Source organism: Candidatus Pantoea formicae (genome assembly GCF_011752625.1).
Taxonomy (GTDB): Bacteria; Pseudomonadota; Gammaproteobacteria; order Enterobacterales; family Enterobacteriaceae; genus Pantoea; species Pantoea formicae.
Window position 1 is genome coordinate 581,045 of sequence record NZ_VWXD01000002.1, and the last position, 26,172, is coordinate 607,216.

A 26,172-nucleotide genomic window follows, 5' to 3' on the forward strand; every position below is an offset into this window, starting at 1 on the left:
AAATCTCTCAAAGTGGTTTTAATTCAGGACGTGCAAAACGGCGGTTTTCCAGCACCGGTAAAACGCTACGCGCGTAAGCAATACGTTGTGGATCGAGATCGGCAAACACCAGCGCAGCAGATTCCGGTGCTTTAGCAATCGCCACACCCAGCGGATCGATCACCAAGCTGTTGCCGATGTTACGCGGCCCGCACTCCCCTACCGCCACCATGTAGCAGGTGTTTTCCAATGCACGTGCACTGCACAGCAGCTCCCAATGCATCTCTTTCAGCGGACCTTTGACCCATGCAGCAGGCAGCACCAATACATCCGCACCGTCTAATACCAGGCGGCGTGCCAGTTCTGGGAAACGAACGTCGTAACAGGTCATCAGGCCGACTTTCATCCCCGCGACGTCCACCAGCGCAGGGACATCATTACCCGGGTTCACGCGCTGCGACTCTTGCATGGCAAAGGCATCATAGAGGTGCAGTTTTTCGTAGGCAGCGATAATCTCGCCGTTACGAATGGCAATCAGCACATTGAGCGCTTTGTTACCCTCAGTAGGCACGTGCACGCTCATCATGGTGGTTAGATCGTTGCCCTTACTCACTGCCAGCAGCTGCGTAACAAACGGGCCATCCAGGGGTTGAGCGGCTTTCAGCACTAAATCAGGATCGGCAATATCACGCGCCAGCACGCCTTCCGGCAGCACCAGCAGATCCGCACCACCCGCCAGCGACTTGTTCATCAAGTCGATGCAGATATCGGTGTTCTCTTGCCATTCACGGCTAACAGCAAATTGACCCATTGCAACTTTCATCATCATTCCCCTTGTACCGCAGCCGGGAAAATCGCTTCCGGCGTCAGTAATGTTTTGGTTAAGCCTTGCTGGAACAGCTCGTTGGCAAAATCGGCAATCATCTTTTTGTTAGCGGAGAATCCGTTCTGATTCCAGTCGGCCGGTAATTCCTGCGCGGTGCGTCGCAAATCATCAAGCAGCCACGGGGTGGTGTCGGCATACTTCTCACGTTTCTGCATCCAGACCTGGTACGACCGATCGATAATGTCACTCAGCGCCTGAGGTAACCACGGGTGCGCTTCCGCCAATGCCGGTTTCATCGCTAACAGATGGATGCCTGGCACATAGCCCACGCGGTTGAAATAGTCACGCTCCGCGCTAACAAAGTCGGCCTGCAACTGACGCAAGCCAGAGTCTTTCAGGAAGAATCCTTCTGGCATAAAGGGGGTGAACACGGCATCCAGTTCTCCCGTCTTCAGTAATTCAATCAGCGGGCGTTCTCCCGGTGCAGGTTCAATGCGTCCCGGACGTCCAAAGCCCGCAAGTCGATCGACAATCGGATGTTCTTCCGTCAGACGGCCCGCAAACCAGTAAGCATCATCAATTTCCACGCCCGCTTCGCGCAGCACGGTACGTGTCCAGGTGTTACCCGAATCTTGCCAACCCGTCACACCAATTTTTTTGCCTTTCAGCTGTGCTGGCGTGGTAATGGGACTGTCAGCGGTGGTGATAATGCAGCGCTGGCGAAAACCGCGCATCAGGAAGTGTGGCAGCCCCAGCAGCCCGTTATCGCCTCTGGCACACGCCTGTGCATAACGGCTGAAAGAGACCTCACCTGCATCGTATTTGTCACTGGTGGCGAGGTTATCGACCAGGGTGCCCACGCGATCAATTTCTAGCGTAAAGCCTTCCGGTTTGATGTCGCCGAGTGCCAGTGGGGTGAAATAATCCCAGTCACGCACCGCCAGTCTGATGGTTACCATAAGTGTACTTTCCCCGTTTGTTCAGCCAGCCGATTAAGCTGCGTCTATTTTTTAAGCAAATAGTGCTTGAATTTGAGTCTAAAACGCGAATACTAATCTGAACAATAAATTCTTTGTTACTGAACAAATGATTTTCTTATGACGCAAAATGTAGACGTAGAGTGGCTTAGCCAACAAATTGAGGATGCTTCGGTAAAAGGCATCGCCCATACCGCATCCAACCTGATTCATGACGGGCTTATCGCTGTCGGCATGCAGATGCCTGCTGTGCGAGAGTTAGCGGAACGGTTGGGTGTCAGCCCGGCGACGGTCTCGGCGGCTTGGGCACAGCTGAAAAAACAGAAAGTGCTGGCGGGTAAAGGGCGAAGCGGCGTCTGGGTCTGTGGCAACAGCGTGTTGCCCCGCCCGATTCGCTTCGAGAAAATTGGTAACTATGGTGAGAATGTTAAGGCTTCGCTGGCGATGGCTTCTCCCGATCCCGCACTGCTGCCCGATCTCAAACAAGCAATGCTGGCAGGGATTGCGTCACCGGGGTTAAACAGCTATCAGCGAGAGGCTGTTTCACCCAATCTGGTGGACGCGATCAAGCCGCGTTGGCCCTATCCGGCGCAAGCTTGGCTGGCTACCGATGGCGGCTTTGATGCGATGAATCTGATCGTGCAAACCTTGCTGTCACCGGGAGACCGGGTGGTTATTGAAGATCCCACTGCCACCCGCCTGTTAGACATGCTCGACAATATTGGGGCTGAAATTCTGCCTCTCCCCTGTGATGAGCAAGGACCTTTGCCAGCGGTACTGGCGACACACCTGCAAAAATCACCGGTCATGTTCATCTATCAACCACGTACGCACTCGGCAACGGGACACAGCGTAAGCCAACGCCGTAGTGCCGAACTGGCTCGGGTGTTGGCGAACAGCCAAACCCTGATTGTTGAGGACGACGGCATTGGCGATCTGTCACGTTGGCCAGTGTGGAGCCTCGGTTACCACTTTCCGGATCGCGTTGTGCATGTCCACTCGTTCTCAAAAGCCTATGGTCCAGACCTGCGCTTGGCTGTGCTGTCCGGTACCGCGGAGATGGTAAAGCGCTTGCAGTCCTGGCGTAATTTTGGCGTAAGCTGGACCAGCCGTATCCTGCAAGATGCGGTGGCATGGATGCTGAAAGATGACACCACGCAGCAGTGCATCCAGCATGCGAAAACGGAGTATGCACACCGACGCCAGCGACTGCTCTCTGCACTGGCAAAACGCGGTATGGTTCTGGAAGAGCGGGATGGATTGAGTGTCCTGATACCGGTGGAGTCCGAGCAATACGCCATGATCACCTTGGCCGCACGCGGCATAGCCGTGCTACCAGGTGAGCGTTGCAGTATTAACAGCATCCAGTTTATTCGCGTCAGCGCGGCCTTGCTGCCTTTTGAACAGCTCGACAGCATTGCTGACGCGATTGTCATTGCATCCGGACGAGAGCTGAATGTCAGCCCAGATCTTTAATGTGATAGCGCGGTGATTCCACATACCCTTCGCGCGAATAAAACTGGTTAGCTTTCAGGCGCGAAGAGTGGCAATGCACTTCCATACGATCGCAACCTCGTTTTCTCGCCAACTGTTCAGCATGGCTCAGCAGTTGTTGCCCGCTGCCTTTACTGCGTTCACCTTCCGCGATGCAGAAATAGCTGATGCGGGCAAAATCGCCAGCAAGCGCCAGTTGCGGAATAAAGTGCAGAGAGAGAAACCCCAACACCTGGCTGCCGTGTTCGGCCACCAATAATACTTCATCGGGATGACTGCTCAATTGCGCCAGACGCGCGTCTATAAATGTTTCCGTATCGCTGTAACCCAGTTCGGTTAACAACGCACTCAAAGCAAAACTGTCTGTTGCCTGTGCCTGACGAATATTCATCCTGCCTCCTTAAGAGCCCTCGCCAGCATTTATATAGCGTTGCGCAGTAAAAAGCTGCAAGTAAGGATTGTTATGCGGATGTTACTGAAGTTATCTGTGAGATACGCCGCAGAATGCGCGTTGTCATGGCAATGTCATGACAGCTTAAGGTTGGCTTAACCTGGCTTTGCCATGCTGGAAGAAACGAACCGGTGAGGCCCAAGATATGAAAAATTTCGTCCCGCGTACCTTCAATGAACTGCTCGCGATGAGTGTCGCCATCGTGGCGGTTGTCGGCTATGCCCACACTTGGTGGCAGCTGTAAAAAGGACAAAAAAAACCCGCCATTAGGCGGGTTTTCAGAATTCTAACTGTTAACTTACAGAGCGATAACGTTAGCAGCAGATGGGCCTTTAGCACCGTCAGTGATTTCGAACTCTACGCGCTGACCTTCAGCCAGAGTTTTGAAGCCATTGCTCATGATTGCAGAGAAGTGTACGAATACATCTTTGCTGCCATCTTCTGGAGTAATGAAACCGAAGCCTTTCGACTCATTAAACCACTTAACGTTACCTTTGATCTTGGACATCTATATTACCTTTACATGAAAAATGGACACTAAACTGTGTCGGCGTCTAGTACAGCAATTGCGGTGACATTTGTCCAGTGCGAATTGATGAAAAAGTGATAAATATTGGTTTTTTCCATCTTCTTCACACTTTCTGGGTGTAATGGTTGGTTCAAAACCGCCTCCCGCTACCACTTGTCACTGACTGAAATGATGCTAAGCCACTGGAAAATCAGTGGTTGCAAAATACCCGGACCGCATCTGCTTGATCCAATAACGAATTTCGCCGCAAGGGGTTATTCATGACAGGTTGAACGCTTCATTCCCCCTGCAAATATTGTCGTTACCGCGATCAAAATCCTGAATTTGAGTGAGAGTTAAGCGAACTTTTACCTGAGAAGCACGGAGAGATATTGCCTAGCATTCAGCGGGTTAAGCCAAATCATTTAGCCTGTAAACAAATTAATTAAATTTATGGTTTGAACTTCACGGACGAATGAGATAAATCTCACTACTCCAGGATGGAGAGAGGGAGAGCGTTGAGATGACCATTCGTTGTAGCGCCTGCGGTAGCGCCAAATTCTTCTTTACGCTGCCAAAGCGAGAAAAGAGCATCAAGCAATGCCACCACGGCGCGTATTGTGCTCGCTGTGGCAAGCCACTCAATTTACGAGACCTGAGTCCACCTGCGGTAACGCAAAACATTTTCGCCACTTTCCGTACCGAATAAGTGAAACAGGCACCAAAAGGTGCCTGTTTTTGTCAGAAAATCAGCTTAAACACGCCAGTAATCGTCAGCAATCCTACAATAAAGATGATGGCAATGATCCACAGGATTATTTTCATTGTTCGCTCCTTCAGGTATGAAAAATAACGCGTCCGTTACTCAGTATAGATGATCATTCTGTGTTCGCTGGAGAGTGCGAGCGCTGTCACGTCCCAGCAGGGTTGTTACTTTCACTTCATGCTTATTTCTGCGAGACGGGTCGCAAGCAGTGATTTTCCTTAATCACATCGGCATAAGGAGTGCCACCGCGTTGTCTAAACTTACAGCGCCTCTAGCAGGCCTCAATGGTTATCACTGCCTACGTAACAAGGAGATTTCTATGAGCACGATTAATACCAGCATGGGTCGTTACAGCCTTAAGGCAAAGGATTATGGCAACCACATCAGTGGCAGCATTGCCATTAACGATGAGGGTGGCACGCAGCTCACCATGCAAGAGTTTGAAGAGCACTACCTTGACGATGTCGTCAACAATGTCATTTACCCGGTCACGGGTGGGAACCGTGAAATTACCCGCGCATTGCGTGAACAAATGGTAAAAGCGGGCTTCGAACAGCCGCACTGAGTTTTTGGGCCACGATTTGTGGCCCATTCCTTCCTAAACACTGACTTGCGGTTATTAATACTTTCGGCGCAGGATGGCTGATTCAACCTGATATGGAGATTGACCGCGTGAGTGCTTTTTATCGTATCCCCCCTTCACACCTGCATCAGTTTGTTCAGGCCATCTGGCTTCACGCCGGCAGCAGCGCAGAAGAGTCACGGCTGGTCGCCGATCATCTGGTGGCGGCTAATCTGGCTGGCCACGATTCACATGGTGTGGGCATGATCCCCAGCTACATGAATTCGCTGGATCAGGGATTCCTGCAATTGAACCAGCACCCTACCCTGGTGAAAGATGCTGGTGCCGTGATAACGCTGCATGGTCACAACGGCTTTGGTCAGGTTGCGGCCCATGAAGCGATGCAACAGGGTATTGAACGCGCCGCCAAGCTTGGCATTGCTGCGGTCGGTTTACACCACTCACACCACATTGGCCGTATCGGACACTGGGCAGAGCAGTGTGCGGCAGCCGGATTTGTCTCTTTCCACTTCGTCAATGTGATGGGTGACCCGATGGTGGCCCCGTTTAACGGCAGCGACCGCCGCTTTGGCACCAACCCGTTCTGCGCGATTTTCCCACGTCGTGATGCCAAACCCCTGCTACTCGACTTCGCTACCAGCGGCATAGCCTTTGGTAAGACGCGTGTCGCCTGGAACAAGGGCCAGCAAGTCGCTCCCGGTTATCTCATCGATAATCAAGGACAACCCACCACCGAACCCGGCGTGATGCATCAAGCGCCATATGGCTCACTGATGCCGTTCGGCTTACATAAAGGTTATGCGCTGGCAACCATGTGCGAAATCCTTGGCGGCGCACTCTCAGGTGGCCGAACCACGCACGATGCCACGCTGGTCAGCAGCCATGATGCCATTTTCAACTGCATGACCACGATTATTGTCAATCCCGAGGCGTTTGATGCACCTGCCATGCAGGAGGAAGCTGAAGCCTTCCTTGAATGGGTGAAACGTTCACCGCAAAGCGGTGATGCCCCTATTCAAGTGCCGGGCGAGTGGGAGGAGCAGAATCGACAGGAGCGTGACCGAGAGGGTATTCCACTCGACAGCAATAGCTGGGAGCAAATCTGTGCAGCCGCACGCAAAGCGGGCATGCCTGAAGAGGAGCTGGCGGCCTTCCGTGCTCTGGCACAGTAGACCGCAGCAAAGAGGCTGAGGCGCAATGCCTCAGCCAGCGTTAGATCACGTTCGCAAGCAGCAAACAACCCACCAGACCACACACCGAAATAATGGTTTCCAGTGCAGACCATGAGCGGATGGTTTCACCAATGGTCAGATTGAAGTACTCCTTGAACAGCCAGAAGCCGGGATCGTTAACGTGTGAGAAAATCACGCTCCCCGAACCGACCGCAATCACCATTAGTTCCGGGCTGGCACCGCTGGTCGCAATCAGAGGAGCCACAATGCCACCGGCAGTAATCGCCGCCACCGTGGCGGAGCCCAATGCGATACGCAATACAGCAGCGATTGACCACGCCATGAAGAGAGGTGAGACATTGGTCTCATGCATCATGCTCGCGATATATTTGTCGACGCCACTGTCAACCAGTACCTGTTTAAAGGCCCCGCCACCGCCGATGATCAACAGCATCATCGCGATGATTTTGATGGAGTCTGTAATGGTGCCCATCACTTCATCCATACTGCGGCCCCGGTTCAGACCAAAAGTGAAGATGGCGATCAGTACCGCAATCAGTGTTGCCATGATCGGGTCACCAAAGAACTCGGCATACGGCAGCAACAGATGCCCTTTCGGCAATACCATTTCCGCGACCGCACGCAGTGCCATCAGGATCACCGGCACCAACGCCGTTCCCACGCTGACACCAAAGCCGGGCATTTCCGCATCGGTAAAGGTTTTGGGGTTCCATAGTCCTTCAGGAATCGGCTTGTCGATGCCTTTCAGGAAACGTGCATAGACCGGGCCCGCCAGAATAACGGTTGGGATACCCAACAGCGTGCCATACAGCAGCGTTTTGCCCATATCAGCATTAAATAAGGTCGCAATCGCCGTTGGGCCAGGATGCGGCGGCAAGAAACCGTGCGTCACAGACAAGGCTGCCGCCATCGGCACGCCGACAAACAGCAAGGGAACCCGTGCCGAGGCCGCGATACTGAACACCAATGGCAGCATCAACACGAAGCCCACTTCATAAAACAGCGCGAAGCCAACGGTGAAACCTGTCAGGACTAACGCCCATTGGATGTGTTTTTGGCCAAATTTAGCGATCAGCGTGGTGGCAATACGCTGTGCGCCCCCGCAATCTGCCAGCAGTTTGCCCAGCATGGCACCGAAGCCCATGATCAGCGCCAGACTGCCCAGTGTGCCGCCAACGCCGGTTTTGATCGATCCGATGACTTTGTTGACGGGCATGCCCTGCATCATCCCCACCGCCAGTGCTACAAGAATCAGTGCAATAAATCCGTTCAGTTTGAAACGAATCATCAGCAGCAGCAGTAACGCCACGCCAATCGCCACATAGAGTAATGGCATAATTTTTCTCCACTTTTGCGTACGACAGAAGTCGGCAGCGGTTTATTTTTTGGTTTCCCAGAGGAATGGGATTCAGCCACATTTGCGAAGGGGACTCGCCGCCATAAGCAATGTTACGGGTATCATGTTAAGGGTAACATTGCGCACAAAGCATCAGGCACGCTCGGTGAATTTCTGTTTTGCGAAGGTGATCAACTTTTTGCCTGGGGGTTATCAGAATGTTTGCAGCAGGGGCGTCACGGCTTTTGGTTACACTAAGGCCTTAACGTCATTCAAAAAGGACATGCAGGTGAGTGAAAATCTGATCGAGTTGTACAGTAATCAACAAACCCTGTTTGGTCGCGGCAGCATTGACCGCCTTGTGCCGTTGCTGGCCGCTTACCCCCAACCTACGCTACTGTTTTGCGGACGCTCATTCCTCAATGGTCCGGCCTGGCAACGACTGGGCAGCGCACTGAACGACCAGATTCTGGGATATGAGATTGTCAGCCATGAGGCATCACCCGATGAAATCGATGCGTGGGTCAATCGCTGGCGCGGGCATGTTGATCGCGTGGTAGCGATTGGCGGTGGCAGCGTGCTGGATGCCGCAAAAGCGTTCAGTGCCATGATGCAGCATCCGCTAAATACCGCGCGCTATCTGGAAAAAGTCGGGGATACGCCGGTCCAGGCTGTCACCCTGCCCTTGATTGCCATTCCGACGACGGCGGGTACCGGCAGTGAAGCCACACAAAACGCCGTCGTGACCGATCAGCAGCATATTCAGGTCAAAGCCTCGCTGCGTCATGCGGTGTTTGTTCCCCAAGTGGCGATTCTCGATCCGGACCTGCTAAAAGGTGCGCCAGATAGCGTACTGGCCACCTGCGCGATTGATGCGTTTACCCATCTTTTCGAAGCCTATCTGTCACGCAAAGGGAATTTATTTACCCAACAAACTGCGCTGAATGGTCTGCAGTTATTCTTCAAAGCCTGGCCGAATCTGAACCGTGACGATCAGCCAGGCGACGAAGCGCGGGAAGCGATGATGATGGCCTCCTGGCTTGGCGGCGTTTGTCTGAGCAGTGCGGGATTGGGCGTGATTCATGGGATTGCGGGTGAACTCGGGGCGATTAAACCCTTCCATCACGGTGAAGTCTGTGGTCGCCTGCTGTTCCCGTTCCTGGAAGTGCTGGCAGAAAGCGAACAGGCCGATCAACAGCGTCTGATGGCACAACTCGGCCAACGGTTGCTACCTGAGGATCCTGCCCCCCCCGCACTGGCGCTCAAGGCCTGGATACAGCAGCACGCCATTGTGCCATTCTGGCAAGACGGACCGACGCTGAACGCCACCGACGTTGACTGGATTGTGGCGCGCGCCAACAGCAAAAACGGTTGGGTGAATTATGATGCCGCGACGATGACCGAAATGATCACCGCCGCGTGGCGAGTTGCATAATCCTGTAGGGCGTGCCACGTGGCGCGCCCGTAAAGGTCAGTGCTATTGCTCAGCCACCTTGAATACAGAGATCTCAAGCGCCAGGTGCGTTGCTTCGTCACGTAGAGCTTGAGTATTCTCCGCAGTTTGCGTCACTAACATCAAGTTTTGCTGAATACCGCGCTCCATTTGCGAAACGGCCAGCGTCACTTCGGCAATGCCCTTGCTCTGCTCATCACCTGCCACGCGCATTTCGCTTACTACCTGTTTCACCTTGTGTACATCACTGACCAGTTGCGTCAATTGCTGCCCTGCATCCTGAACGAGTTTACTCCCTGCCAACACATTGCTGTCTGAATCGGCAATCAGCGTTTTGATCTCTTGAGCCGCCGTGGCGCTCCGTTGTGCCAGCGCGCGGACTTCAGAAGCCACAACTGCAAAACCACGCCCCTGTTCGCCAGCTCTTGCTGCCTCCACTGCGGCGTTCAGCGCCAGTATATTCGTCTGGAAAGCAATACTGTCGATTACGGTCAGGATCTCTGCTACACGTCGTGAGGAAGATTGAATTGAGCCCATGGTGCTCACCACTTCATTCATCATCTTGCTGCTGCTGCGCGCAATGTTTGCAGTCTGTTCGGCTGCCACATCTGCGAGCCGGGTATTTTCGGCGTTCTGCTGAACGGTCGCGTTGAGCTGCTCCATCGCCGCTGCGCTCTGCTCTAGCGCGGCAGCTTGTTCGGCAATCTTTTCTGACAATGCATGGTTGCTGGACGCTAAGCCAGAAGCATTGGCTGCAACCGTTTCGCCACTACCTTGCACTCGCAAAATCACCCCAGCAATTTTATCGACAAAGCTGTTGAAAGCTTCGGCAATGTCTGCCAGTTCATCACGTCCACTTTTCGCCAAGCGGCGTGTCAAATCACCGTCTCCGTGGGCGATGGCATCAAGCGCCAGATGCGTGGCATTAAGACGTTGACCAATACGTTGGGTAAAAATCCAGGTGAGCAGCAGTAACACAACCATCGCGGGGATTAGGAAGGTAAAAATGTCACGCATCATGGTACGAGCCAAGCCGCTCACTACCTTCTCCGGCGTGACCAGTCCTACCACCCAGCCAGTGCCAGGCATGCGGAACAGCGTGACCTGTGCCCGGGTGTGCAGGTACTCATCGTTAAAACCCGCTATTTTCTGCACATCACCGGCACCTTTCAGTTTTGTAATGCTGTCGGTAAGCGGCGCTAACCAGGTAGATTTCTCCGACAGACTTTGCAAGGTGCTTAACGTTTTCATCTGCTGACCAGGATAATAAAGCAGGCTTCCTGCGCTATCCAATGCAAAGGCATAACCACCGGTGACCTGGCCTTTTTGCTGCATAAAGTCGGCCAGGTTGTCCAACTGAACATCCATAGTTGCGACCCCTGCAAAACGCGCCCCTGAAACATAAGGCACGCTGCAGGTTACCATTTTCACTCCTGACACAGGATCCTGATAGACTTCGGACCAGCCACATCGGTCACGAGGGGCACTGCGCACCGTGCTGTACCAACTCTCTTGCTGATAGGCACTGGCATTTGGCTGGTTATAGCCATCAGAATAGGCCATGGAACCATCATTCTGCCTCGCCCAAAAAAAGCTGCGGCGCGCTACACCAGGGATAAAGGCATCGGGCTCCGGCCATATACCGCCCCCAGCGATGGTTTTATCACCGTTGCTGTTGATGATTTGAGGAAAAGAGTGCTGCCACAATGCAGCGTCGTGCGGCAAGACTTCTGCAAGACGCGCCATACTAACGGCTTCGCCTTCGATACGAACCAGTTGCTGATTCAACTGACTGACGAGATTGTTACCGGCCTGTTCAATCAACGTATGACTGGCTTCGATAACACGTGGTTGTCCACGTAACATTAATACGGAAAATACCACTGCGGTAGTGACGCAAAGTAATAAAAGGCCACCCAACGTCATGCGGGTAGCCAAACGGGTTGGCAACATAGTTTATCCTTACTTACCGACTGCATTTTTCGATTGAGATAAGAAAGTGCCGCTCAGCGGCGAGTTGTGCGTTCCGTCACAATCGAGTATCGGCAAAGCAAAGAATAAATTGAGCCTGAAGTTACACTTAGATGACAAAAGGCGGCTTGCCCGCCAGCATCTGTTCAATCACCTGCAACACGCCCTCTTCATTGTTGTTAGGCGCTTCGAAGCGTGCAGCATCTTTGACCTTTTGCGGTGCATTGGCCATCGCAAAGCTGAAGCCAGATTGCTGCAACATCTCCAGGTCGTTACCACCGTCGCCAAATACCAGAATCTCACTACGATCAATGCCCCAGCGCTTGCCGAGCAGGTCGAGTCCATGCCCCTTATGATTGCCGGGCACGATCAAGTCCACCGAGCCATGACCGCTTGATGTCGCCGCCGCCGAACCTTTGTGCAAGCGTTCAATATCCGCCATCAATGGCTCGACATAATCGTCAGACAGGTTGAGTGCGAACTTGAACAGCTTGTCATCGGCGACCTCATCCAGACTGCGAATGGATTTCAGGCGATGGCAATAGTGACGCATCTTCACCAGCCAGCGCTCGTCGAGGCCTTCAAAGTAGTAGGCGCTTTCGCGGCCGCACAGAATATAGCGCAGCTCCGGGTAGTGTCCGTTGTGCAGGGTATCGAGCACCGCATCAATGTCTTCGCGCGAGAAGGCACCGCAAAACAGCTCTTCATCACGATCGATGATCCATGCACCGTTTTCGGCAACGAAGGCAATTTCACTGGAAATGTCAGGGAAGAAGGATTTGAGTTGGTAATACTGGTTGCCGCTCGCCACGACAAATTTGATGCCGCGCCGTTTCATTTCCTCATAACAAGCTTGAAAACGTGCCCGGTTGTACTGTTTTTGATCATCGAGAAAGGTGCCGTCTTTATCCACCGCCACCATTTTTACCACGGTCATCATGACTCCTTAGCGCAACAAAAGAACAACGTGTCGCGTAAAGAATAACCTGGTGAGCGCAGAAAGCAGAGAGAAACACGGATGGCGATTGCCATCCGTGGAGGGTGATTAGTTGAAGGCGCCGTTCAGCAGCAGTGAGGTGATAACGCCTGTCGCCGCAGCAATCAGCACATAGTTACCGTCGACGTAAGACCAGTACTCACCACGTGGTGGCTCTGGCAAACGGCGTTCACGCCAGTCATCTACGCGATAGTGCGGGCCGCGGAATTCGGGAGGCATTGGGTGTCCACGACGGAAATCGTGGCCGTTCCAGGCAAAGTGATCGCCTTCGCGGTGCCCATCCGGCATACGATGATCGGCATAGCCGCCGTGATTATCGTGACCATGGTTGTCTGGACCGCGACCAGGACCACGATCGCCTCCGTGATCAGGCCCACGACCATGATCCTGATGTTGGTCGCCGCCACGCGGCTGCCAGTGTTGATCGCCCGGGCCATCGGCCCAGGAAGCGGCTGAAAACAGTGTGCTGCATGCAATAAGTGACGCAATAAGACTCAATGTTGTTTTTTTCATGATGTTACCTCCAATGATAACGGCAGTTATTGCACCGTCGAATATCACTATCGATGAAAAGGAGGCAAAAAAGCATTTCCAAAACTCTTAAAAACCGCAGACTTACAATAAATTACGCCACATTATCGCTTTCTTAACGATTGTGTCTTTTCTGACATCGTCTGGTCTTAAAACAGACAAAGTAAATTGAGGACAAAGAAGGGAAAAAAACCCGATCGCAAGGATCGGGTGGATAATGCTAATTCCATAAATTGCATAAAGCGGGTAAACCCTGCAAAGGTGAGGGTAAAACTGAAGCACACAACGCCACATCACTAGCATTGCCCGTTAACAATACCATCTTAAAATGCAAAATTCTTTTAAAAAAACCTGCTTTTCGGAAAAAACCGTAAAAATTAAAGGGCAAAAGAAAATAATATTTTTTGGCAGGTTACTTCCCTATGAAATAAGGTCTGTGCTCTGACCAGAGCGCAAAAAAGATAAAGCTGTGGCATCGCTAAAGCGGAGTCGTTTGGGAAACCAAGAAGATGGCGGTAAAGGAAATCATTCAAAAACCTTAAAAATCAACAAGATTAACTTAAAAATGCATTATAAAACTAATTTTTAGGACTAAACTTCAAGCTAATTCATCATTCCCCTACACGTTAATCAGATAAAATACATAGACAGAACCATTAATACACATATGTGATTAATATCGCGCTTAATATTAATCGCTATACGCAGTCCCACTTTTCCTTAATTTCTGCTGACCCGCCCCATTAACAGGTTCATTTTTAATCCAAGCTGTGCTTATCAATAGAAGATTGTCCTTCAGATAAGGATATTTTCAGGAAGAAGATGAGATGGAGAAAATATTAGTTAGCGCATGTCTGATGGGTTTTGCCGTCCGCTATAATGGCAGCGACAAGTTACTCATCTCCCGCACTCTGGCGCGCTGGCGCGAAGAGCAGCGCTTGGTGATCCATTGTCCTGAACTGGCCGCGGGCCTGCACACACCGCGTTTACCTGCTGAAATCCACGGCGGAAGCGCTGAACAAGTGCTGGCCGGCAACGCGCAGATTCTGGAATCAGATGGCCGTGACGTCACGCAACACTATGTGCTGGCCGCCTGGCTGGCTTTACGCGCAGCACAGGCAGGAGAGTGTCGCTTTGCCCTGCTTACCGATGGCAGCCCCACCTGCGGCAGCCAGAAAATCTATGACGGCAGCTTTAGTGGCCAACAAACCTTTGGCAACGGTGTCGCCGCCGCGCTGTTACGTCAGCACGGCATTGACGTTTTTGCCGAGGCTCAGTTACCCGAGCTGATTCAGCGGGTAGACGCTGCCGACAAATGCCGTGTGGTGGACGCGGGATGACGGGCTAAGGCGGCGGCCGGTCTGATTGGCCGACGCACTAATTCGCCACTGCAATTCGGGCAGCGATGATCGAGTCGGGTTTCCACACACTCGACGCAAAAAGTGCACTCAAACGAACACATGCGCGCGTCGGGTGAATCCGGTGGCAGGTCTTTATCACAACATTCGCAGTTGGGGCGAAGTTCCAGCATGGCGATCTCCTCTCAGGTTGAACCTATCATCATCCTCTTCAAAGCAATGCACCAGCCTGCTGACAGACATCATTCGGACAGATCGAGACACACTATTCTCTGCACGTTTCGCTAAAAAAATTACATTCCGGTTTTCACGTTCTATAGTTCAATCGCCACATTTACTCTCGAGGCTATTAAATGAGAATCAAAGGACTTAACTTCGGTTTCTTTATTGTGATTTTGGCGATTGTCACTTTCGCCTTTTTTGATGTGCTGACACCTTACTTTTCTGCCATCTTCTGGGCTGCGATTCTGGCGGTGATCTTCCATCCGTTAAAATCCCTGCTGCGCCGAAAAATGGGCGATCGCAACGGTCTGGCCGCGTTTGTTACCCTGGCGATCATCTGTCTGATCGTCTTCACGCCCTTGGCGATTATCACCTCGTCGATGGTGGTAGAAGTCAACACGGTTTATACCAAGCTACAGAACAACTCTTCGCAGTTCCCCACGGTGTTTGCCGAGCTGATTCAGCATCTGCCGGGTTGGGCGCAGAATTATCTTTCCGACCACAACCTGAACAATGCCGGGCAACTTCAGCAGAAGCTGTCTGAATTTGCCTTAAAGGGTGGCCAGTACATGGCGGGCAGCGTGTTCCTGATTGGCAAAGGCACCTTTACCTTTACCGTGGGCTTTGGCGTTATGTTGTATCTGCTGTTCTTCTTGTTGAAGGATGGCGCATGGTTAGTGAACTTAATACTGGAAGCCCTGCCGCTCTCCACCTATGTTAAACATCATCTGATGGTGAAATTTGCGGCGGTTTCTCGCGCCACAGTGAAAGGCACCGTGGTAGTTGCGGTGGTACAGGGCATCTTAGGCGGTATCGCCTTCTGGATCACCGGCATTGACGGCAGCCTACTGTGGGGAGCACTGATGGCCTTCCTGTCGCTGATCCCCGCGGTCGGTTCCGCCATTGTTTGGGTGCCCGCGGCGATCTTCTTCTTCGCCACCAGCGCCTTGTGGAAAGGATTGTTCCTGGTCGGTTTCTTCGTGGTGGTGGTCGGCTTAGTGGACAATATTTTACGTCCACTGTTGGTGGGTAAAGACACCAAAATGCCAGACTATTTGATCCTGATCGCCACGCTCGGCGGCATGGAAGTTTACGGTATCAACGGTTTTGTTATCGGTCCGTTGATTGCTGCACTGTTTATTGCCTGCTGGAATCTGCTCTCCGGCCGCGATAACCGTGAAAATGCCGAAGAGATCGATGAAGAATTTATCGAAGAGGGAAAAACACGCGAGTAAGTGGTTTCCCATCCGGCGGTTGCTGCGCGGTAGCAACCGTCCGTTTACCGGAGAAGGCACCGATGTACCAGGGTTGGTTAAAATCACTTTCCCCACTTGCGCAAGCGCTGTTTCTGCTCGCGAGCCTCACCCTCGTTTTACTGGGGCTGCGGCTCGCCGCGCCGCTGATTAACCAGGTGCTGTTAGCCATCTTCCTCGCTGTCATGCTCGACCCGCTGATCAGCCGCCTGGCACAGCATCGCATCCCACGCGTGCTCTCCTCTTTACTGGTGATTGTGATCTTACTGACGCTGATCGTCATTACCATCATGTCGCTCAGTGCCTCAGCGCCCGATCTCATCAAACTGAGTCGTCAGGCCCCTAATCTCGTGGCAGCCAAGCTGCAATATCTCACGCAATCATTGAGTCAGATGGGAATCATGCTCACCGCCGATGAGATGCTGAACTTTGTTGATGCCGGTGCCGTGGTGCGCTTCGTGACCACACAGCTCTCCATGATTCCGGGGTTGCTGTCATGGTGGCTTATGGTGTTTCTGATGCTGTTGTTTATGCTGGTTGAACTGCCGCTGCTTAAGCGAGTGCTGCGCGCCAGCGAGCAGCACGCCAAATTATTTAACGCCCTGGAAGAAGGGATTCAGAGTGTGATTGTTTATGCGCGGGTTAAGACGTTAACGGGCTTGTTGGGCGGCGTGATTGTCTGGGCAGTGGCACACATGATAGGGCTGAAGTTCGCTTTTTTATGGGGCGTGCTGATGTTTATCTTCAACTACATTCCGGTGCTGGGCTCGTTTCTGGCCGCGATTCCGCCCGTGATCCAGACCTTCATTCTGTTTGATATCAAAACCAGCCTGATGATGGTGGGATTTTTTGTCGCACTCAATCTGATGTTAAGTTCGGTGCTCGAACCGCTGATGCTGGGAAAACGTCTGAATATGACGCTGACGGTTCAATTACTGGCCTTTCTGTTCTGGCAGGCTCTGCTCGGCATGACCGGGGCCATTCTGGCCATCCCCCTCACCTTTCTGCTGAAAAAAGTCTGGTTGGCCTTACGCCAGCCCGTTTAATTCATCGAGCCGCGCGTCAGCTGTTTCTGATTTCCCCCAGCAGCGCGCTGTGATGAAAAGTGTGCGCGAACGCCCCCAACACTGTCCTGTAGAGAGAAAGCTAAGGTGAGGATGATTTTCGCGCTGAAAAAGGCGCGTCTCGCCTTAATAACAACCCTTCACCTTAACCCCGAAATATCATTAAAAAACAAATCATGAAAAATAGCACCGTGAATTAACGTCAATAAATCTTATTTAAGATTAAATTAAGTCAGGAGTAGATAAATATATTGTAGGGATCACCTTACCAAATTAGTGTTTGCACATGAAAAACTTTAACCATAAAATCCGTCAAAAATAAAACAACCACGCATAAATAGCCTATTCGATTACGCACAGGAATAATATATGAAGGACGTCCTTATTATTGATGATCATCCGGTGGTTCGGATGGCTTTAAAGCTGCTGCTTGAAACAGATAACATGACCGTTGTCGGTGAAACAGATGACGGTTATGAAGCCCTCAATCTCACCAAAAAACTCTCACCGGATTTAATTATCGTGGATATCGATATGCCCTCATACAATGGCATCGATTTGGTCCAGCGGTTACGCAATAACGGCTTCGCAGGCGGCATCTTAGTGTTGACCGGGAAAGACGTTGACCACTACATCAAGCGGAGTGCCAACGCAGGTGCCGATGGCTTTATTAGCAAACGCAATAATATGACGGAATTACATGATGCGATTCGCGCGATTAATGCGGGATACGGTTTTTTTCCCCTGAACCGCAAACGCCATGGCATGCCTGAAGATGAACAGGAAGATAAAGCTAAAATTGCCGCACTCTCCAGTAAGGAATTACAAGTGCTGGTGTTTTTATCCAAAGGAATGAAAGTGGTGGAGATGGCGCAAAAAATGAAAATTAGCGATAAGACCGTTAGCACTTATAAACGCCGCCTGATGGAGAAACTCGATATTGATAATATGGTAGGGCTTTACGAGTTCGCTAAACGTAATAATATTTCCTGATATGATGATGTTAAAAATTCTCTGCCTGGCAGGCCTATTATTCGGCCTGCTAATCCTTCCCGCCAAAGCTGAAGAGCCGCGTTCAATGCAGCTTTTTAGCCGTGAACAGCCTGCATCCTTGACGTTTTTTTTACCTGATAGTGACTGGCGCTGGTTGGGTAAAAAACGTGAAATCAACGTGGGATTTTATGCACCCGAAAATCCCCCTTTTGATCGCATCATCGATTCAAACACCCTCGAAGGTCTGTCACCCGATTACACGCAGCTGGTGTTGCACTCGTTAGGTCTGCGGATTTCCGCTGGCTACTTCTCCAGCCGCAGCGCCGCCTTAGAAGCGCTGCAACAGGGCAGTATTGATATGCTGGTAGATGGCGCAGGCAGCCCGGAACCCCCGCCAGGCTTACTGGTCAGCCCATCGTTTATTGATGATTACCCTGTCATGGTATCGCGAGAAAACACGCTCTCTGTGATGCAGGAGCCCCCTGCACTGCTGCATATTGCTATGCCACGTGGCTATCTCAGTGATGCGTGGGTGGAAAGCCGCTACCCCGAGGCCAAAATCACCCGCTATCCTTCCGCCCTCAGTGCGCTGGCTTCGGTGGCATTTGGTGAAAATGATGTGTTTATTGGCAACTTAAACTCAGCCAGCGATTTAATTGAGCGCAATTACGCATCCACACTCGCCGTGGTTCGCATTTTTGAGCCAACGGACTCTGGCCCTCGATTTGTCTTTCCAGGCACACATGCTCCGCTGCACCGTAGCGTCAATACCGTACTCAATGCGATCCCACAGCCGTTGCATACCGCCCTATTTTACCCGTGGGGACAAAGCCAGCCTGCATCGCTGGCCGCCAAACCGCTCCCGCTTAACGAACATGAACAGCGCTGGTTGCAGCAACACAAAACCTTGCGTGTCGCGATCAACCCTCTCGATGCTCCCTTTACCCTCAAGAACCGGCAAGAGGCCTTTAACGGCATGACAGCAGACCTGTTGCGCTTAATTCATCTGCGTACTGGGCTTGCGTTCGAAATCGTCGAAGCTTCGTCGGTCAATGACATGCTCGACAAGCTGAGTAACCGGCAGGCGGAGTTGGTGGGTTCACTGACGTTTAGCCCACAGCGAGAAGCGCGGGCGCTGTTTTCCCGCCCCTACGTGTTACCGCCCTATGTGTTAGTGAGTAAAAATGCGCTGGGGGCACCCAACGCACTGAATGAGATCACAACGCTGGCGATCACTCCACACCATGAACTCACCTCCTGGCTGGCAGAGAACTATCCCCATATCAAATTGATCAACGTTGAGAACGCCAGCATCGCCCTGCAGATGGTTAATGAAGGACAGGTGGACAGTGCCGTCAATAATCTGATCGCAGCACGATACCTGATCGATCGCTATTTCAGTCATTCACTGCAAATTTCTGCACGTTTGGGGGAGAACCCCGCTCGTATTGCTTTTGCTGTTGGCCGCGATAATCCGGAACTCCAGAGCATCTTGAATAAAGCGCTGGCGGCACTGCCTCCGCGCGATATTTCACTGCTGGCGATGAAATGGCAGGGCACGCCGGATGTCAAACTCGACACCTGGCTCGCCTATCGCCAGGAGTTCTATTTGCTGGTGGGGATCTTTGGGCTATTGGTGATCACCTCGCTGTTCTGGAACTATCATTTGCATCGCGCAGTGCGTCAACGCAAAGAGGCCCAGGCCCGCCTCCAGGAGCAAGCCACCTTCCAGAACACCCTTTTTAACAGCACCCCAGTGCCGATTTATGTCGTTAACAGCATGGGCGTGATGACCAACAAAAACCCGGCATGGAGCCAATTTTTTAACGATGAGCACAACCCCGCCAGCCAACTGCCCCTCAGCGACACCACCCATCCCTTGCATGCTGTTTGTCAGGCGCAAATGGCCTTACTGGCTGATCAAACGTCTTTGGTGATGGTGCCGCAACGGGGTCAGCTTCATAACGGCCGCGAAATGCGCGAGGTGATCCATCAGGCTGAAGCTTTCCGTGATAATCAGGGCAACATCGCGGGGATCATCTGTAGCTGGCAGGATGTGACCGATCATGAAAGGCTGACCACCGACCTCTCTCTGGCCCGAGAACGAGCCGAACAGGCTAACCGTACCAAAAGCACCTTCCTCGCCACCATGAGTCATGAGATCCGCACCCCGATCAGCGCCATTATTGGCTTGCTGGAGCTGGCCGTCACCGACCGTCAGCAGCAGCCCTGTGATAAGGAGTCGGTGCGCGTTGCCTATGAATCAGCACAATCACTGATGGGGTTGATCGGCGATATTTTAGACATGGCCAAGATCGAGTCCGGCAAACTGGAGTTCTCAGCCGAATGGGTGCGCTTCGAAACACTGGCAGAACCTGTGGTGCGGGTGTTTGCCGGTCTGGCCCGACAGAAAGGGTTATTGCTGCACTACCACGTTGATGTGCTCCACCCGGATGAAATCCTGATTGATCCGATGCGCATGCGGCAGATTCTCTCCAACCTGATCAGCAATGCGATTAAGTTCACTCAACGGGGCTCGGTTGAAGTTCAGGTACGCAGCAAGCCCGCTGAAGGTGACCTAATACAGCTGGAACTGATCGTACAGGACACCGGTATTGGCATTAGTGAGGCTGAACAGCAGCTGATTTTCAATCCCTACGAACAATCCGCCTCCGGTAAAAAACAGAGTGGAACAGGATTAGGATTAGCCATCTGCGAACAGATGGTCGCGATGATGTCCGGCACCATTGATCTGCACAGCCATCCGGGACGTGGCACGCGTATTTGTGTCCGCCTTCCCGTATCCAGCCGCGAAAGCGTGGAAGCCTCCGTCGAAAGCGTTCCTCAACAAGAGCGCTGTGATTTGCCCCTCACGATCTTGACGGTTGATGACCACCCCGCCAACCGTTTACTACTGAAACGCCAGCTAAGCCGACTGGGGCACAACGTGATTGAGGCCGAAAACGGCGAGCAAGCGCTGTGGCTGTGGCAGGAAAACGCGATTGATTTGGTGATTACCGATTGCAGTATGCCGGTGATGGATGGCTTTGCGTTGACTCGACAACTGCGCAAGAAACAGCGCGGCCCATTGATGATTATGGGACTGACCGCCAACGCACAACCGGAAGAGCGTTTGCGCTGCCTGGAAGCAGGCATGGATGATTGCCTGTTTAAGCCGTTACGCCTGCCACAACTGGACGCGCTGCTGCATAGAATTCCGCGTTCAGCCACCATCAGCAGCTTCAATTCAAAGCTGCACCAACTGCTTGATCTCAATGCGCTACAGGAGCTGGCCCAGCATGACGAAGAGATGTTGCAGCGTTTACTCAGCGCCACCCGTGAAGAAAACCTGCGCGATATGCAGGTGGCCTGCTCCAGTTACGACAAACGCGATTGGCCAGCGCTGGAGCGAAGCCTGCATCGGCTCACTGGATCGGTGCAGATTATTGGTGCGCTGGACGTGGCAGAGCAATGCCGTTTGCTGGAAGCGGCTTGTGGCTTACCCGTCGATGAAACCCAAATCAAACAACGGCTTGATGAGACGCTGGCCTGCGTGCAAACCCTGAATCAGGCCATTCAGGGATTTCTGCAGGAACCTAATGGCGCTTAAAGGGGCTCATTCTTTGCGAGGGGGATTGATTTGCCTCTCTTAACGCCTGTTAATCCAGATTATGCCGCTGAGTGAAGTCGTAGAGATCAATCATATTTTTGAGTTCTAACTTCTCCATCATGCGGCATTTGTAGGTGCTGATGGTTTTATCGCTAACTTTCATGGCTTTGGCGATGTCGACAATCTTTAATCCTTGTGCCAGATAGCGCATGACGTCAATTTCCCTGGCCGAGAGCGAGGCCATTTTATCCTGAACGCTGTTGTGCGCATCGACCATCATCAGCCGACGAGAACGTGATGAGGGAAAATAACCGTAACCCCGACGCAGCGCCGTTAACGCATCCGCCAGTGCAGTCAAATCTTTGCGCTTGCTGATAAATCCATCGGCCCCGGCAGCGGCACAGCGCCTGAGATAATGCTCGCTGTCTTTGCCAGAGAGAATAAGAATGGCAGTGTGAAAATCTTGATGCCGAATACGTTGAACAACATCGATGCCATTCAAGGAAGGGATATCGATATCAATGATCAGGAGATCGGGTTGCAGATTCTTGACCAATAACAATGCCCTCAAGCCGTCATTATCCTCAGCAATAACCGACATATTCTGCTTTTCAACTAACAGTTTGATAGCAAACCGCGTCACGGGGTGATCATCCACAATCAGTACATTTTTCATTCTTCACCTCGAGCAGAATGCTGATCTCTTTATGTCATCGAGATGCCCGCGTTCGCTGGCTATCTCTCACCTCTGCATCGTTTCTCGTGGCAGCCACTTTGTTATTTGATCTTGTAAAGGTTGTATCGGCATTAAGGCCGGACTTCCTAAAAAAACCTGAGATGCAGAGATGGAGATAGCCGGTGATAAATGAAGAGAGCCTGCTTATTACCCAGCATAATGGTCGCTAAGGATCAGGAATGAAGTCATGGTTCTCAGATTGGGAATAAACGCCAGTTCAGTGATGGAGCGAAATAAATACCGCCGCAGCCTCTAATGCATGCCGTGTGGCATCCAACTGAAGATCGCGCTGGAATACATGATGCATGCCCTCATAAATATCCAGTTGCACCACACCTCCCCTCTCCTTAGCTTTAGTTGCATAGCGCGTTGCGTCACTCAACAACAGTTCCTCACTGCCGACCTGAATCAGTAAAGGTGGCAGCGTACTCGACTTCGCAAACAGCGGTGAAGCACGCTGATCTTTAGCATCAGCCCCCTGTAGATAGGCGCGAGCGGCATCCTGCAAAATCGCGGGTTGGAAAATGGGATCGCGCATGTTGGGATCGTTAAACGACTCACCGCTAAAGGTAAGATCGGTCCAGGGAGAAAACACCACCGCTGAACGAATATGTGCCGCCAGCTGTGGATATTGCAGCGCCATCAGCGACAGCGCCCCACCTGCCGAATCACCTACCAATGCGATGTTCGTGATGCCATCTTCGATCAGCGCACTCAACACCTGAACAACCTTATCCGGTGCGGCAGGGAACGGATGCTCCGGTGCCAACGGATAGTCCAGCACAAAGGTTGAATACCCGGTGCGCACTGCCAATTGGCTGGCGAATCCGCGATACGCCTTTGCGCTGCCGAGCATATAGGCACCACCGTGAATAAACACAATGACACGTTCGCTGCGAGTCGCTTGCGGGTGCAGCCACCAACCCGAGGCATCGATTTGTTCAGCACGCACACCTTGCGCCAGCGGTGTTTGTTCGGTCATCGCGTCATAGTATTCACGCATCGATCCATTGAAACTGCTGCGATGCGCCTGCTGTTCGGCCAGTGATTGCGCAACCTGCTGGCGGTCATGCAGGCTTAAGGGATGTCGTGTTGGGTTCATGATGTTCTCCAGAATTTAGGGTGTGGAGCAACATTAAGCCATTCCAATCCCTGCAACTAGCTGGCTTAATGGAATACCATTTATTCCTATTTGGACTTCATATGGATCGTCTTGATGCCATCCGACTGTTTCTACGCGTAGTGGAGTGCGGCAGTTTTTCCGCTGCCGCCAAAGAGGCTGGCGTCGGACAATCTGCCGTCAGCAAACAGATCGCCACCCTCGAAAGCCAGTTCAACCACCAACTCCTCAAGCGATCGTCACGCGGCATCGCCTTAACCGAGGCGGGTAAAGCTTTCTATGACGGAGCACAGCGGCTTCGCGACGAATTCGAACAGCTGGAAACCCGCGTGAAATACGGTGCAGATGAAGCCTCAGGCACGCTGCGCATCTCCGTCGCGCCGGTGTTTGGTCGCTTCTATATCATCCCCCGCTTGCCTGCCCTGCTGGAGCGGCATCCCGCATTGAATATCGAACTGCGGGTTTCCGAGCGGCATGTGGATTTAATTGAAGAGAATATTGATGTCGCGATCCGTCATGGCGAACTGCAGGACTCCGCTCTAACCCAACGCAAGCTCGCCGACAGCCCACTGATTACCGTAGCCAGCCCCGCGTATATTGCGAGGTGCGGTGAACCCACCTCGCCTGCCGAGTTGAGTGAACATCAGTGCATTGCATTCAACGGCGGACGCGGTGTGCATCCGTGGCATTTTATGGATGGGCAAGGTAAGGCGCTCACTCTTATGCCGCAAGGGCGTTTCCAGAGTAACGACGGCGAGCAACAGCGCGCCGCTGCGCTGGCGGGTCTGGGGATTACACAGATTCCGGCGTGGATCGCAGGAACGGATTTGGCGTCTGGAGCATTGGTGCCGGTGTTAAAGGAGTTCGCTACGGGGACGATGCCGGTGAGTGCGGTGTTTGCGACAAAGCAGATGGCGAATAGTAAGGTGAGAGTGTTTGTGGAGTATTTGCTGCGGACACTGCGGGAGGATTTGCCGCTGGTGACGGGGGATTGAAGATGGAGGGGTGGAGAATGAATCGGAAGATGAGCGTGGAGCCCACATTGCAGCAGGTGATCGATTTTGTGCGTGAGTTTTCCGGGGATGTGAAGTCGGTGATAACAGAGCATACCCGGCTGGAAGCGGATTTGGGGATTACTGGCGATGATGGGGTTGAGTTGCTGGAGGAAGCGGAGAAACAGTTTGGGGTTTCATTTGTGACTGAGGAGAGATCGTTTAAGGAGACTTTTGGGCTAGGGGAGAATGAGTATCTTTTTAATGCTGAGGGGTTAGATTTGTTGGGTGTGCGGAGATTGGTTGGGTGGATTAGGAAAGAGCCGCGTTATGTGGTGAGGGATTTGACTGTGGGGAAATTGTGGCGGGTTTTAAGAGAGTGAAGCTGTAGGATGCGAAAGCCGGACTCGAACATCGTATTTAACCCTCTGTTAAAAAATAATAAAACTTAAAAGATAATTTTCAATACTAACAAATATACCAACAGTCCTCTTCAGTGATTATCGAACTGCGTGATAACTCATTAGTTACCCAACAGCTTTAATCTCTTAACGAGTTATTGGCAAGAACAACTCCGACAGACTTGCTCCCCGTCGATTAAAACAATCTCTTCTGGTTCAGCAAGATGTGTAATCGTAAAGCTTCAAACATCAACGACGATTTCAATATCAAGTTCGCTGAATGTTTTGTAGACTTCAACTACTTCTTTTGGGTGTATGGGTGGGCATTGCTTTATTTATATCTACTAAATGAGCTAATAATAACGACAATGTAAAAAGCTTTCTTATATTTAAAAAATAACGCTAATTCCAATATCTTTGAAATTATCAGGACTAGAACCTGACGAACGACTGAGGTAGGAAATTAATATTGAATAATTTTATTTTCGATAGCACCCACAAAGGCAAAGAGAGTGTTTCACCTCCTGCCGTGAGGTGGGAAAGAAAATTTAAAATAATTAGTAAAAATTGCAGATACTTTTATGCGCGACACAATTAAGAGATTAATTCAATAAATCAGGGGCTAATGTTAATAGGTGAATTTTTTCCATTGATTCTATAAAATAATTAGCACGGAGAGCATCGTATATTTTAAGTTAGTAGTGGCATTCATATGAATTGCTCAATTTTATTTTTAGCCTTTTACATTTTTGTTAACTTTAGAAAACACCACTATTTTTGGATGAATCCCATCGATAATAGGGAAAGCCTATTCAGCATTAATTGTTTTAAAAAACACTTTAACGCAGCACGATTTGATTTTAAATAAAAAATCATCTTGCTGTCTATAGTTTGACCATCAATCTTTTGCATTACATTTTTTTAATAATCATTAGGGAAATTAATTATAAATAAAAATAACAATAACAGAAAACCAATAATAGAAAAAATTAAGCAACAAAAATAGCATCTGCACAGAAGCGACTGACTCGCTTAAAGAGTCCCCCCTGATTAAGAACGCTGAGACACGCCTGAAGATCATGCTCGGGGATGAGGTAGCAAAAGCTGTAAACAGCAATTCTTATGATATTGATAAAGCGTTAGCCCTTGGTTATTTATCAGATATCTCGAGGTTAACCACTTAAGATAAAATCAATATCGAAGTAATGGCTTGTTTTTTTATCAAAGATTAAAGTTCGAAAACCTTGAATCGTTAATTGCTTTTTTCAATATAAAATAATTGTACTGTAAAAGAGAACCCTTATATTAAAATAAACATTAAATTTGTTTTTAAGCATCATATCTATAGAAAAAGCCAT

Annotated in this window: 25 protein-coding genes; 13 read left to right on the forward strand and 12 right to left on the reverse strand. The window is 51.2% G+C overall.

The annotated features are described in order from the left end of the window. Window positions 1-7 precede the first annotated feature (7 nt). Both F3J38_RS07405 and F3J38_RS07410 read right to left on the reverse strand, forming a co-directional pair. Window positions 8-802, reverse strand: coding sequence for a deaminated glutathione amidase (locus F3J38_RS07405; protein ID WP_167137119.1), 795 nt, complete (start codon window positions 800-802; stop codon window positions 8-10). 2 nt (window positions 803-804) lie between these two features. Then, complete coding sequence (locus tag F3J38_RS07410) at window positions 805-1,764, reverse strand: ABC transporter substrate-binding protein (RefSeq protein WP_167136436.1); 960 nt, start codon at window positions 1,762-1,764, stop codon at window positions 805-807. A 138-nt stretch (window positions 1,765-1,902) separates the two neighbouring features. On the opposite strand from F3J38_RS07410, the gene F3J38_RS07415 reads away from it, so the two are divergent. Then, window positions 1,903-3,258 carry an aminotransferase-like domain-containing protein gene (locus F3J38_RS07415; RefSeq protein ID WP_167136438.1) on the forward strand — a complete coding sequence of 452 codons (1,356 nt, stop codon included), beginning with the start codon at window positions 1,903-1,905 and terminating at the stop codon, window positions 3,256-3,258. On the opposite strand, the gene F3J38_RS07420 is transcribed toward F3J38_RS07415, so the two are convergent. Together F3J38_RS07420 and cspE are read right to left on the reverse strand one after the other, a co-directional pair. Next, entirely contained in the window at window positions 3,242-3,667 is a 426-nt protein-coding gene (locus tag F3J38_RS07420) for a GNAT family N-acetyltransferase (protein ID WP_167136440.1), read from the reverse strand. The two genes, F3J38_RS07415 and F3J38_RS07420, sit on opposite strands and share 17 nt — an antisense overlap. 358 nt (window positions 3,668-4,025) lie before the next feature. Further along, complete coding sequence (gene cspE / locus F3J38_RS07425; protein ID WP_034829024.1) at window positions 4,026-4,235, reverse strand: transcription antiterminator/RNA stability regulator CspE; 210 nt, start codon at window positions 4,233-4,235, stop codon at window positions 4,026-4,028. A 523-nt stretch (window positions 4,236-4,758) separates the two neighbouring features. On the opposite strand from cspE, the gene F3J38_RS07430 reads away from it, so the two are divergent. Beyond that, the gene (locus F3J38_RS07430) at window positions 4,759-4,944 is read left to right on the forward strand and encodes a hypothetical protein (RefSeq protein WP_167136442.1); all 186 of its coding nucleotides are present in this window, start codon (window positions 4,759-4,761) and stop codon (window positions 4,942-4,944) included. Between the two features lie 32 nt (window positions 4,945-4,976). Here F3J38_RS07430 and F3J38_RS28480 read toward each other — a convergent pair whose 3' ends face one another. Next, on the reverse strand, window positions 4,977-5,060 hold the full coding sequence (locus F3J38_RS28480) for a small membrane protein YohP (RefSeq protein WP_017346848.1): 84 nt from the start codon (window positions 5,058-5,060) through the stop codon (window positions 4,977-4,979). Window positions 5,061-5,320: 260 nt separating this feature from the next. Here F3J38_RS28480 and F3J38_RS07435 point away from each other — a divergent pair, with 260 nt between their 5' ends. Further along, window positions 5,321-5,566: a hypothetical protein gene (locus F3J38_RS07435; RefSeq protein WP_039330540.1), complete on the forward strand. Its 246-nt coding sequence runs from the start codon at window positions 5,321-5,323 to the stop codon at window positions 5,564-5,566. 92 nt (window positions 5,567-5,658) lie between these two features. Then, window positions 5,659-6,756, forward strand: a complete 1,098-nt coding sequence (locus F3J38_RS07440; protein WP_167136444.1) for a malate/lactate/ureidoglycolate dehydrogenase — start codon at window positions 5,659-5,661, stop codon at window positions 6,754-6,756. Window positions 6,757-6,796: 40 nt separating this feature from the next. On the opposite strand, the gene gntT is transcribed toward F3J38_RS07440, so the two are convergent. Continuing rightward, the gene (gene gntT / locus F3J38_RS07445; RefSeq protein ID WP_167136446.1) at window positions 6,797-8,113 is read right to left on the reverse strand and encodes a gluconate transporter; all 1,317 of its coding nucleotides are present in this window, start codon (window positions 8,111-8,113) and stop codon (window positions 6,797-6,799) included. Window positions 8,114-8,402: 289 nt separating this feature from the next. Between gntT and F3J38_RS07450 the strand changes: the two genes are divergently transcribed. Then, complete coding sequence (locus F3J38_RS07450; protein WP_167136448.1) at window positions 8,403-9,548, forward strand: iron-containing alcohol dehydrogenase; 1,146 nt, start codon at window positions 8,403-8,405, stop codon at window positions 9,546-9,548. A 42-nt stretch (window positions 9,549-9,590) separates the two neighbouring features. Here the strand turns inward: F3J38_RS07450 and F3J38_RS07455 are convergent, their stop codons facing one another. The 3 genes from F3J38_RS07455 to F3J38_RS07465 form a co-directional block, all read right to left on the reverse strand. Beyond that, window positions 9,591-11,519, reverse strand: coding sequence for a methyl-accepting chemotaxis protein (locus F3J38_RS07455; protein WP_167136450.1), 1,929 nt, complete (start codon window positions 11,517-11,519; stop codon window positions 9,591-9,593). A gap of 127 nt (window positions 11,520-11,646) precedes the next feature. Next, on the reverse strand, window positions 11,647-12,474 hold the full coding sequence (locus F3J38_RS07460) for a Cof-type HAD-IIB family hydrolase (protein WP_167137121.1): 828 nt from the start codon (window positions 12,472-12,474) through the stop codon (window positions 11,647-11,649). Window positions 12,475-12,582: 108 nt separating this feature from the next. Then, window positions 12,583-13,047, reverse strand: a complete 465-nt coding sequence (locus F3J38_RS07465; protein WP_167136452.1) for an RcnB family protein — start codon at window positions 13,045-13,047, stop codon at window positions 12,583-12,585. A gap of 845 nt (window positions 13,048-13,892) precedes the next feature. Between F3J38_RS07465 and F3J38_RS07470 the strand changes: the two genes are divergently transcribed. Next, window positions 13,893-14,405 carry a 2-thiouracil desulfurase family protein gene (locus F3J38_RS07470; RefSeq protein ID WP_167136454.1) on the forward strand — a complete coding sequence of 171 codons (513 nt, stop codon included), beginning with the start codon at window positions 13,893-13,895 and terminating at the stop codon, window positions 14,403-14,405. On the opposite strand, the gene F3J38_RS07475 is transcribed toward F3J38_RS07470, so the two are convergent. Beyond that, window positions 14,357-14,596, reverse strand: a complete 240-nt coding sequence (locus F3J38_RS07475) for a DUF1272 domain-containing protein (protein ID WP_167136456.1) — start codon at window positions 14,594-14,596, stop codon at window positions 14,357-14,359. The two genes, F3J38_RS07470 and F3J38_RS07475, sit on opposite strands and share 49 nt — an antisense overlap. 180 nt (window positions 14,597-14,776) lie before the next feature. Here F3J38_RS07475 and F3J38_RS07480 point away from each other — a divergent pair, with 180 nt between their 5' ends. The 4 genes from F3J38_RS07480 to F3J38_RS07495 all read left to right on the forward strand — a co-directional run bounded on the left by F3J38_RS07480 (window position 14,777) and on the right by F3J38_RS07495 (window position 21,565). After that, window positions 14,777-15,880, forward strand: coding sequence for an AI-2E family transporter (locus F3J38_RS07480; RefSeq protein WP_167136458.1), 1,104 nt, complete (start codon window positions 14,777-14,779; stop codon window positions 15,878-15,880). Between the two features lie 62 nt (window positions 15,881-15,942). After that, entirely contained in the window at window positions 15,943-16,944 is a 1,002-nt protein-coding gene (locus F3J38_RS07485; protein ID WP_167136460.1) for an AI-2E family transporter, read from the forward strand. 387 nt (window positions 16,945-17,331) lie between these two features. After that, the gene (locus F3J38_RS07490) at window positions 17,332-17,955 is read left to right on the forward strand and encodes a response regulator (RefSeq protein ID WP_167136462.1); all 624 of its coding nucleotides are present in this window, start codon (window positions 17,332-17,334) and stop codon (window positions 17,953-17,955) included. Window positions 17,956-18,040: 85 nt separating this feature from the next. Next, window positions 18,041-21,565: an ATP-binding protein gene (locus F3J38_RS07495; protein ID WP_240155915.1), complete on the forward strand. Its 3,525-nt coding sequence runs from the start codon at window positions 18,041-18,043 to the stop codon at window positions 21,563-21,565. Window positions 21,566-21,614: 49 nt separating this feature from the next. Here F3J38_RS07495 and F3J38_RS07500 read toward each other — a convergent pair whose 3' ends face one another. Then, window positions 21,615-22,241 carry a response regulator gene (locus F3J38_RS07500; RefSeq protein WP_167136464.1) on the reverse strand — a complete coding sequence of 209 codons (627 nt, stop codon included), beginning with the start codon at window positions 22,239-22,241 and terminating at the stop codon, window positions 21,615-21,617. Between the two features lie 277 nt (window positions 22,242-22,518). Beyond that, window positions 22,519-23,403 (reverse strand): alpha/beta hydrolase, encoded by an 885-nt coding sequence (locus tag F3J38_RS07505; protein WP_167136466.1) that lies wholly within the window; start codon window positions 23,401-23,403, stop codon window positions 22,519-22,521. A gap of 101 nt (window positions 23,404-23,504) precedes the next feature. On the opposite strand from F3J38_RS07505, the gene F3J38_RS07510 reads away from it, so the two are divergent. The 3 genes from F3J38_RS07510 to F3J38_RS28445 all read left to right on the forward strand — a co-directional run bounded on the left by F3J38_RS07510 (window position 23,505) and on the right by F3J38_RS28445 (window position 25,998). Next, entirely contained in the window at window positions 23,505-24,416 is a 912-nt protein-coding gene (locus tag F3J38_RS07510; protein WP_167136468.1) for a LysR family transcriptional regulator, read from the forward strand. 17 nt (window positions 24,417-24,433) lie between these two features. Further along, entirely contained in the window at window positions 24,434-24,796 is a 363-nt protein-coding gene (locus F3J38_RS07515; protein WP_205298149.1) for an acyl carrier protein, read from the forward strand. A gap of 1,097 nt (window positions 24,797-25,893) precedes the next feature. Continuing rightward, complete coding sequence (locus F3J38_RS28445) at window positions 25,894-25,998, forward strand: hypothetical protein (protein ID WP_370661718.1); 105 nt, start codon at window positions 25,894-25,896, stop codon at window positions 25,996-25,998. Window positions 25,999-26,172 lie beyond the last annotated feature (174 nt).

Coding starts and splice junctions, on each gene's coding strand:
- F3J38_RS07430 (WP_167136442.1), top strand. CDS start 4,759: ATGACCATTCGTTGTAGCGCCTGCGGTAGCGCCAAATTCTTCTTTACG.
- F3J38_RS07515 (WP_205298149.1), top strand. CDS start 24,434: ATGAATCGGAAGATGAGCGTGGAGCCCACATTGCAGCAGGTGATCGAT.
- gntT (WP_167136446.1), bottom strand. CDS start 8,113: ATGCCATTACTCTATGTGGCGATTGGCGTGGCGTTACTGCTGCTGCTG.
- F3J38_RS07405 (WP_167137119.1), bottom strand. CDS start 802: ATGAAAGTTGCAATGGGTCAATTTGCTGTTAGCCGTGAATGGCAAGAG.
- F3J38_RS07485 (WP_167136460.1), top strand. CDS start 15,943: ATGTACCAGGGTTGGTTAAAATCACTTTCCCCACTTGCGCAAGCGCTG.
- F3J38_RS28480 (WP_017346848.1), bottom strand. CDS start 5,060: ATGAAAATAATCCTGTGGATCATTGCCATCATCTTTATTGTAGGATTG.
- F3J38_RS07415 (WP_167136438.1), top strand. CDS start 1,903: ATGACGCAAAATGTAGACGTAGAGTGGCTTAGCCAACAAATTGAGGAT.
- F3J38_RS07410 (WP_167136436.1), bottom strand. CDS start 1,764: ATGGTAACCATCAGACTGGCGGTGCGTGACTGGGATTATTTCACCCCA.
- F3J38_RS07475 (WP_167136456.1), bottom strand. CDS start 14,596: ATGCTGGAACTTCGCCCCAACTGCGAATGTTGTGATAAAGACCTGCCA.
- F3J38_RS07460 (WP_167137121.1), bottom strand. CDS start 12,474: ATGACCGTGGTAAAAATGGTGGCGGTGGATAAAGACGGCACCTTTCTC.
- F3J38_RS07455 (WP_167136450.1), bottom strand. CDS start 11,519: ATGTTGCCAACCCGTTTGGCTACCCGCATGACGTTGGGTGGCCTTTTA.
- F3J38_RS28445 (WP_370661718.1), top strand. CDS start 25,894: ATGCTCGGGGATGAGGTAGCAAAAGCTGTAAACAGCAATTCTTATGAT.
- cspE (WP_034829024.1), bottom strand. CDS start 4,235: ATGTCCAAGATCAAAGGTAACGTTAAGTGGTTTAATGAGTCGAAAGGC.
- F3J38_RS07495 (WP_240155915.1), top strand. CDS start 18,041: ATGCAGCTTTTTAGCCGTGAACAGCCTGCATCCTTGACGTTTTTTTTA.
- F3J38_RS07465 (WP_167136452.1), bottom strand. CDS start 13,047: ATGAAAAAAACAACATTGAGTCTTATTGCGTCACTTATTGCATGCAGC.
- F3J38_RS07440 (WP_167136444.1), top strand. CDS start 5,659: ATGGAGATTGACCGCGTGAGTGCTTTTTATCGTATCCCCCCTTCACAC.
- F3J38_RS07420 (WP_167136440.1), bottom strand. CDS start 3,667: ATGAATATTCGTCAGGCACAGGCAACAGACAGTTTTGCTTTGAGTGCG.
- F3J38_RS07480 (WP_167136458.1), top strand. CDS start 14,777: ATGAGAATCAAAGGACTTAACTTCGGTTTCTTTATTGTGATTTTGGCG.
- F3J38_RS07490 (WP_167136462.1), top strand. CDS start 17,332: ATGAAGGACGTCCTTATTATTGATGATCATCCGGTGGTTCGGATGGCT.
- F3J38_RS07505 (WP_167136466.1), bottom strand. CDS start 23,403: ATGAACCCAACACGACATCCCTTAAGCCTGCATGACCGCCAGCAGGTT.
- F3J38_RS07500 (WP_167136464.1), bottom strand. CDS start 22,241: ATGAAAAATGTACTGATTGTGGATGATCACCCCGTGACGCGGTTTGCT.
- F3J38_RS07510 (WP_167136468.1), top strand. CDS start 23,505: ATGGATCGTCTTGATGCCATCCGACTGTTTCTACGCGTAGTGGAGTGC.
- F3J38_RS07470 (WP_167136454.1), top strand. CDS start 13,893: ATGGAGAAAATATTAGTTAGCGCATGTCTGATGGGTTTTGCCGTCCGC.
- F3J38_RS07435 (WP_039330540.1), top strand. CDS start 5,321: ATGAGCACGATTAATACCAGCATGGGTCGTTACAGCCTTAAGGCAAAG.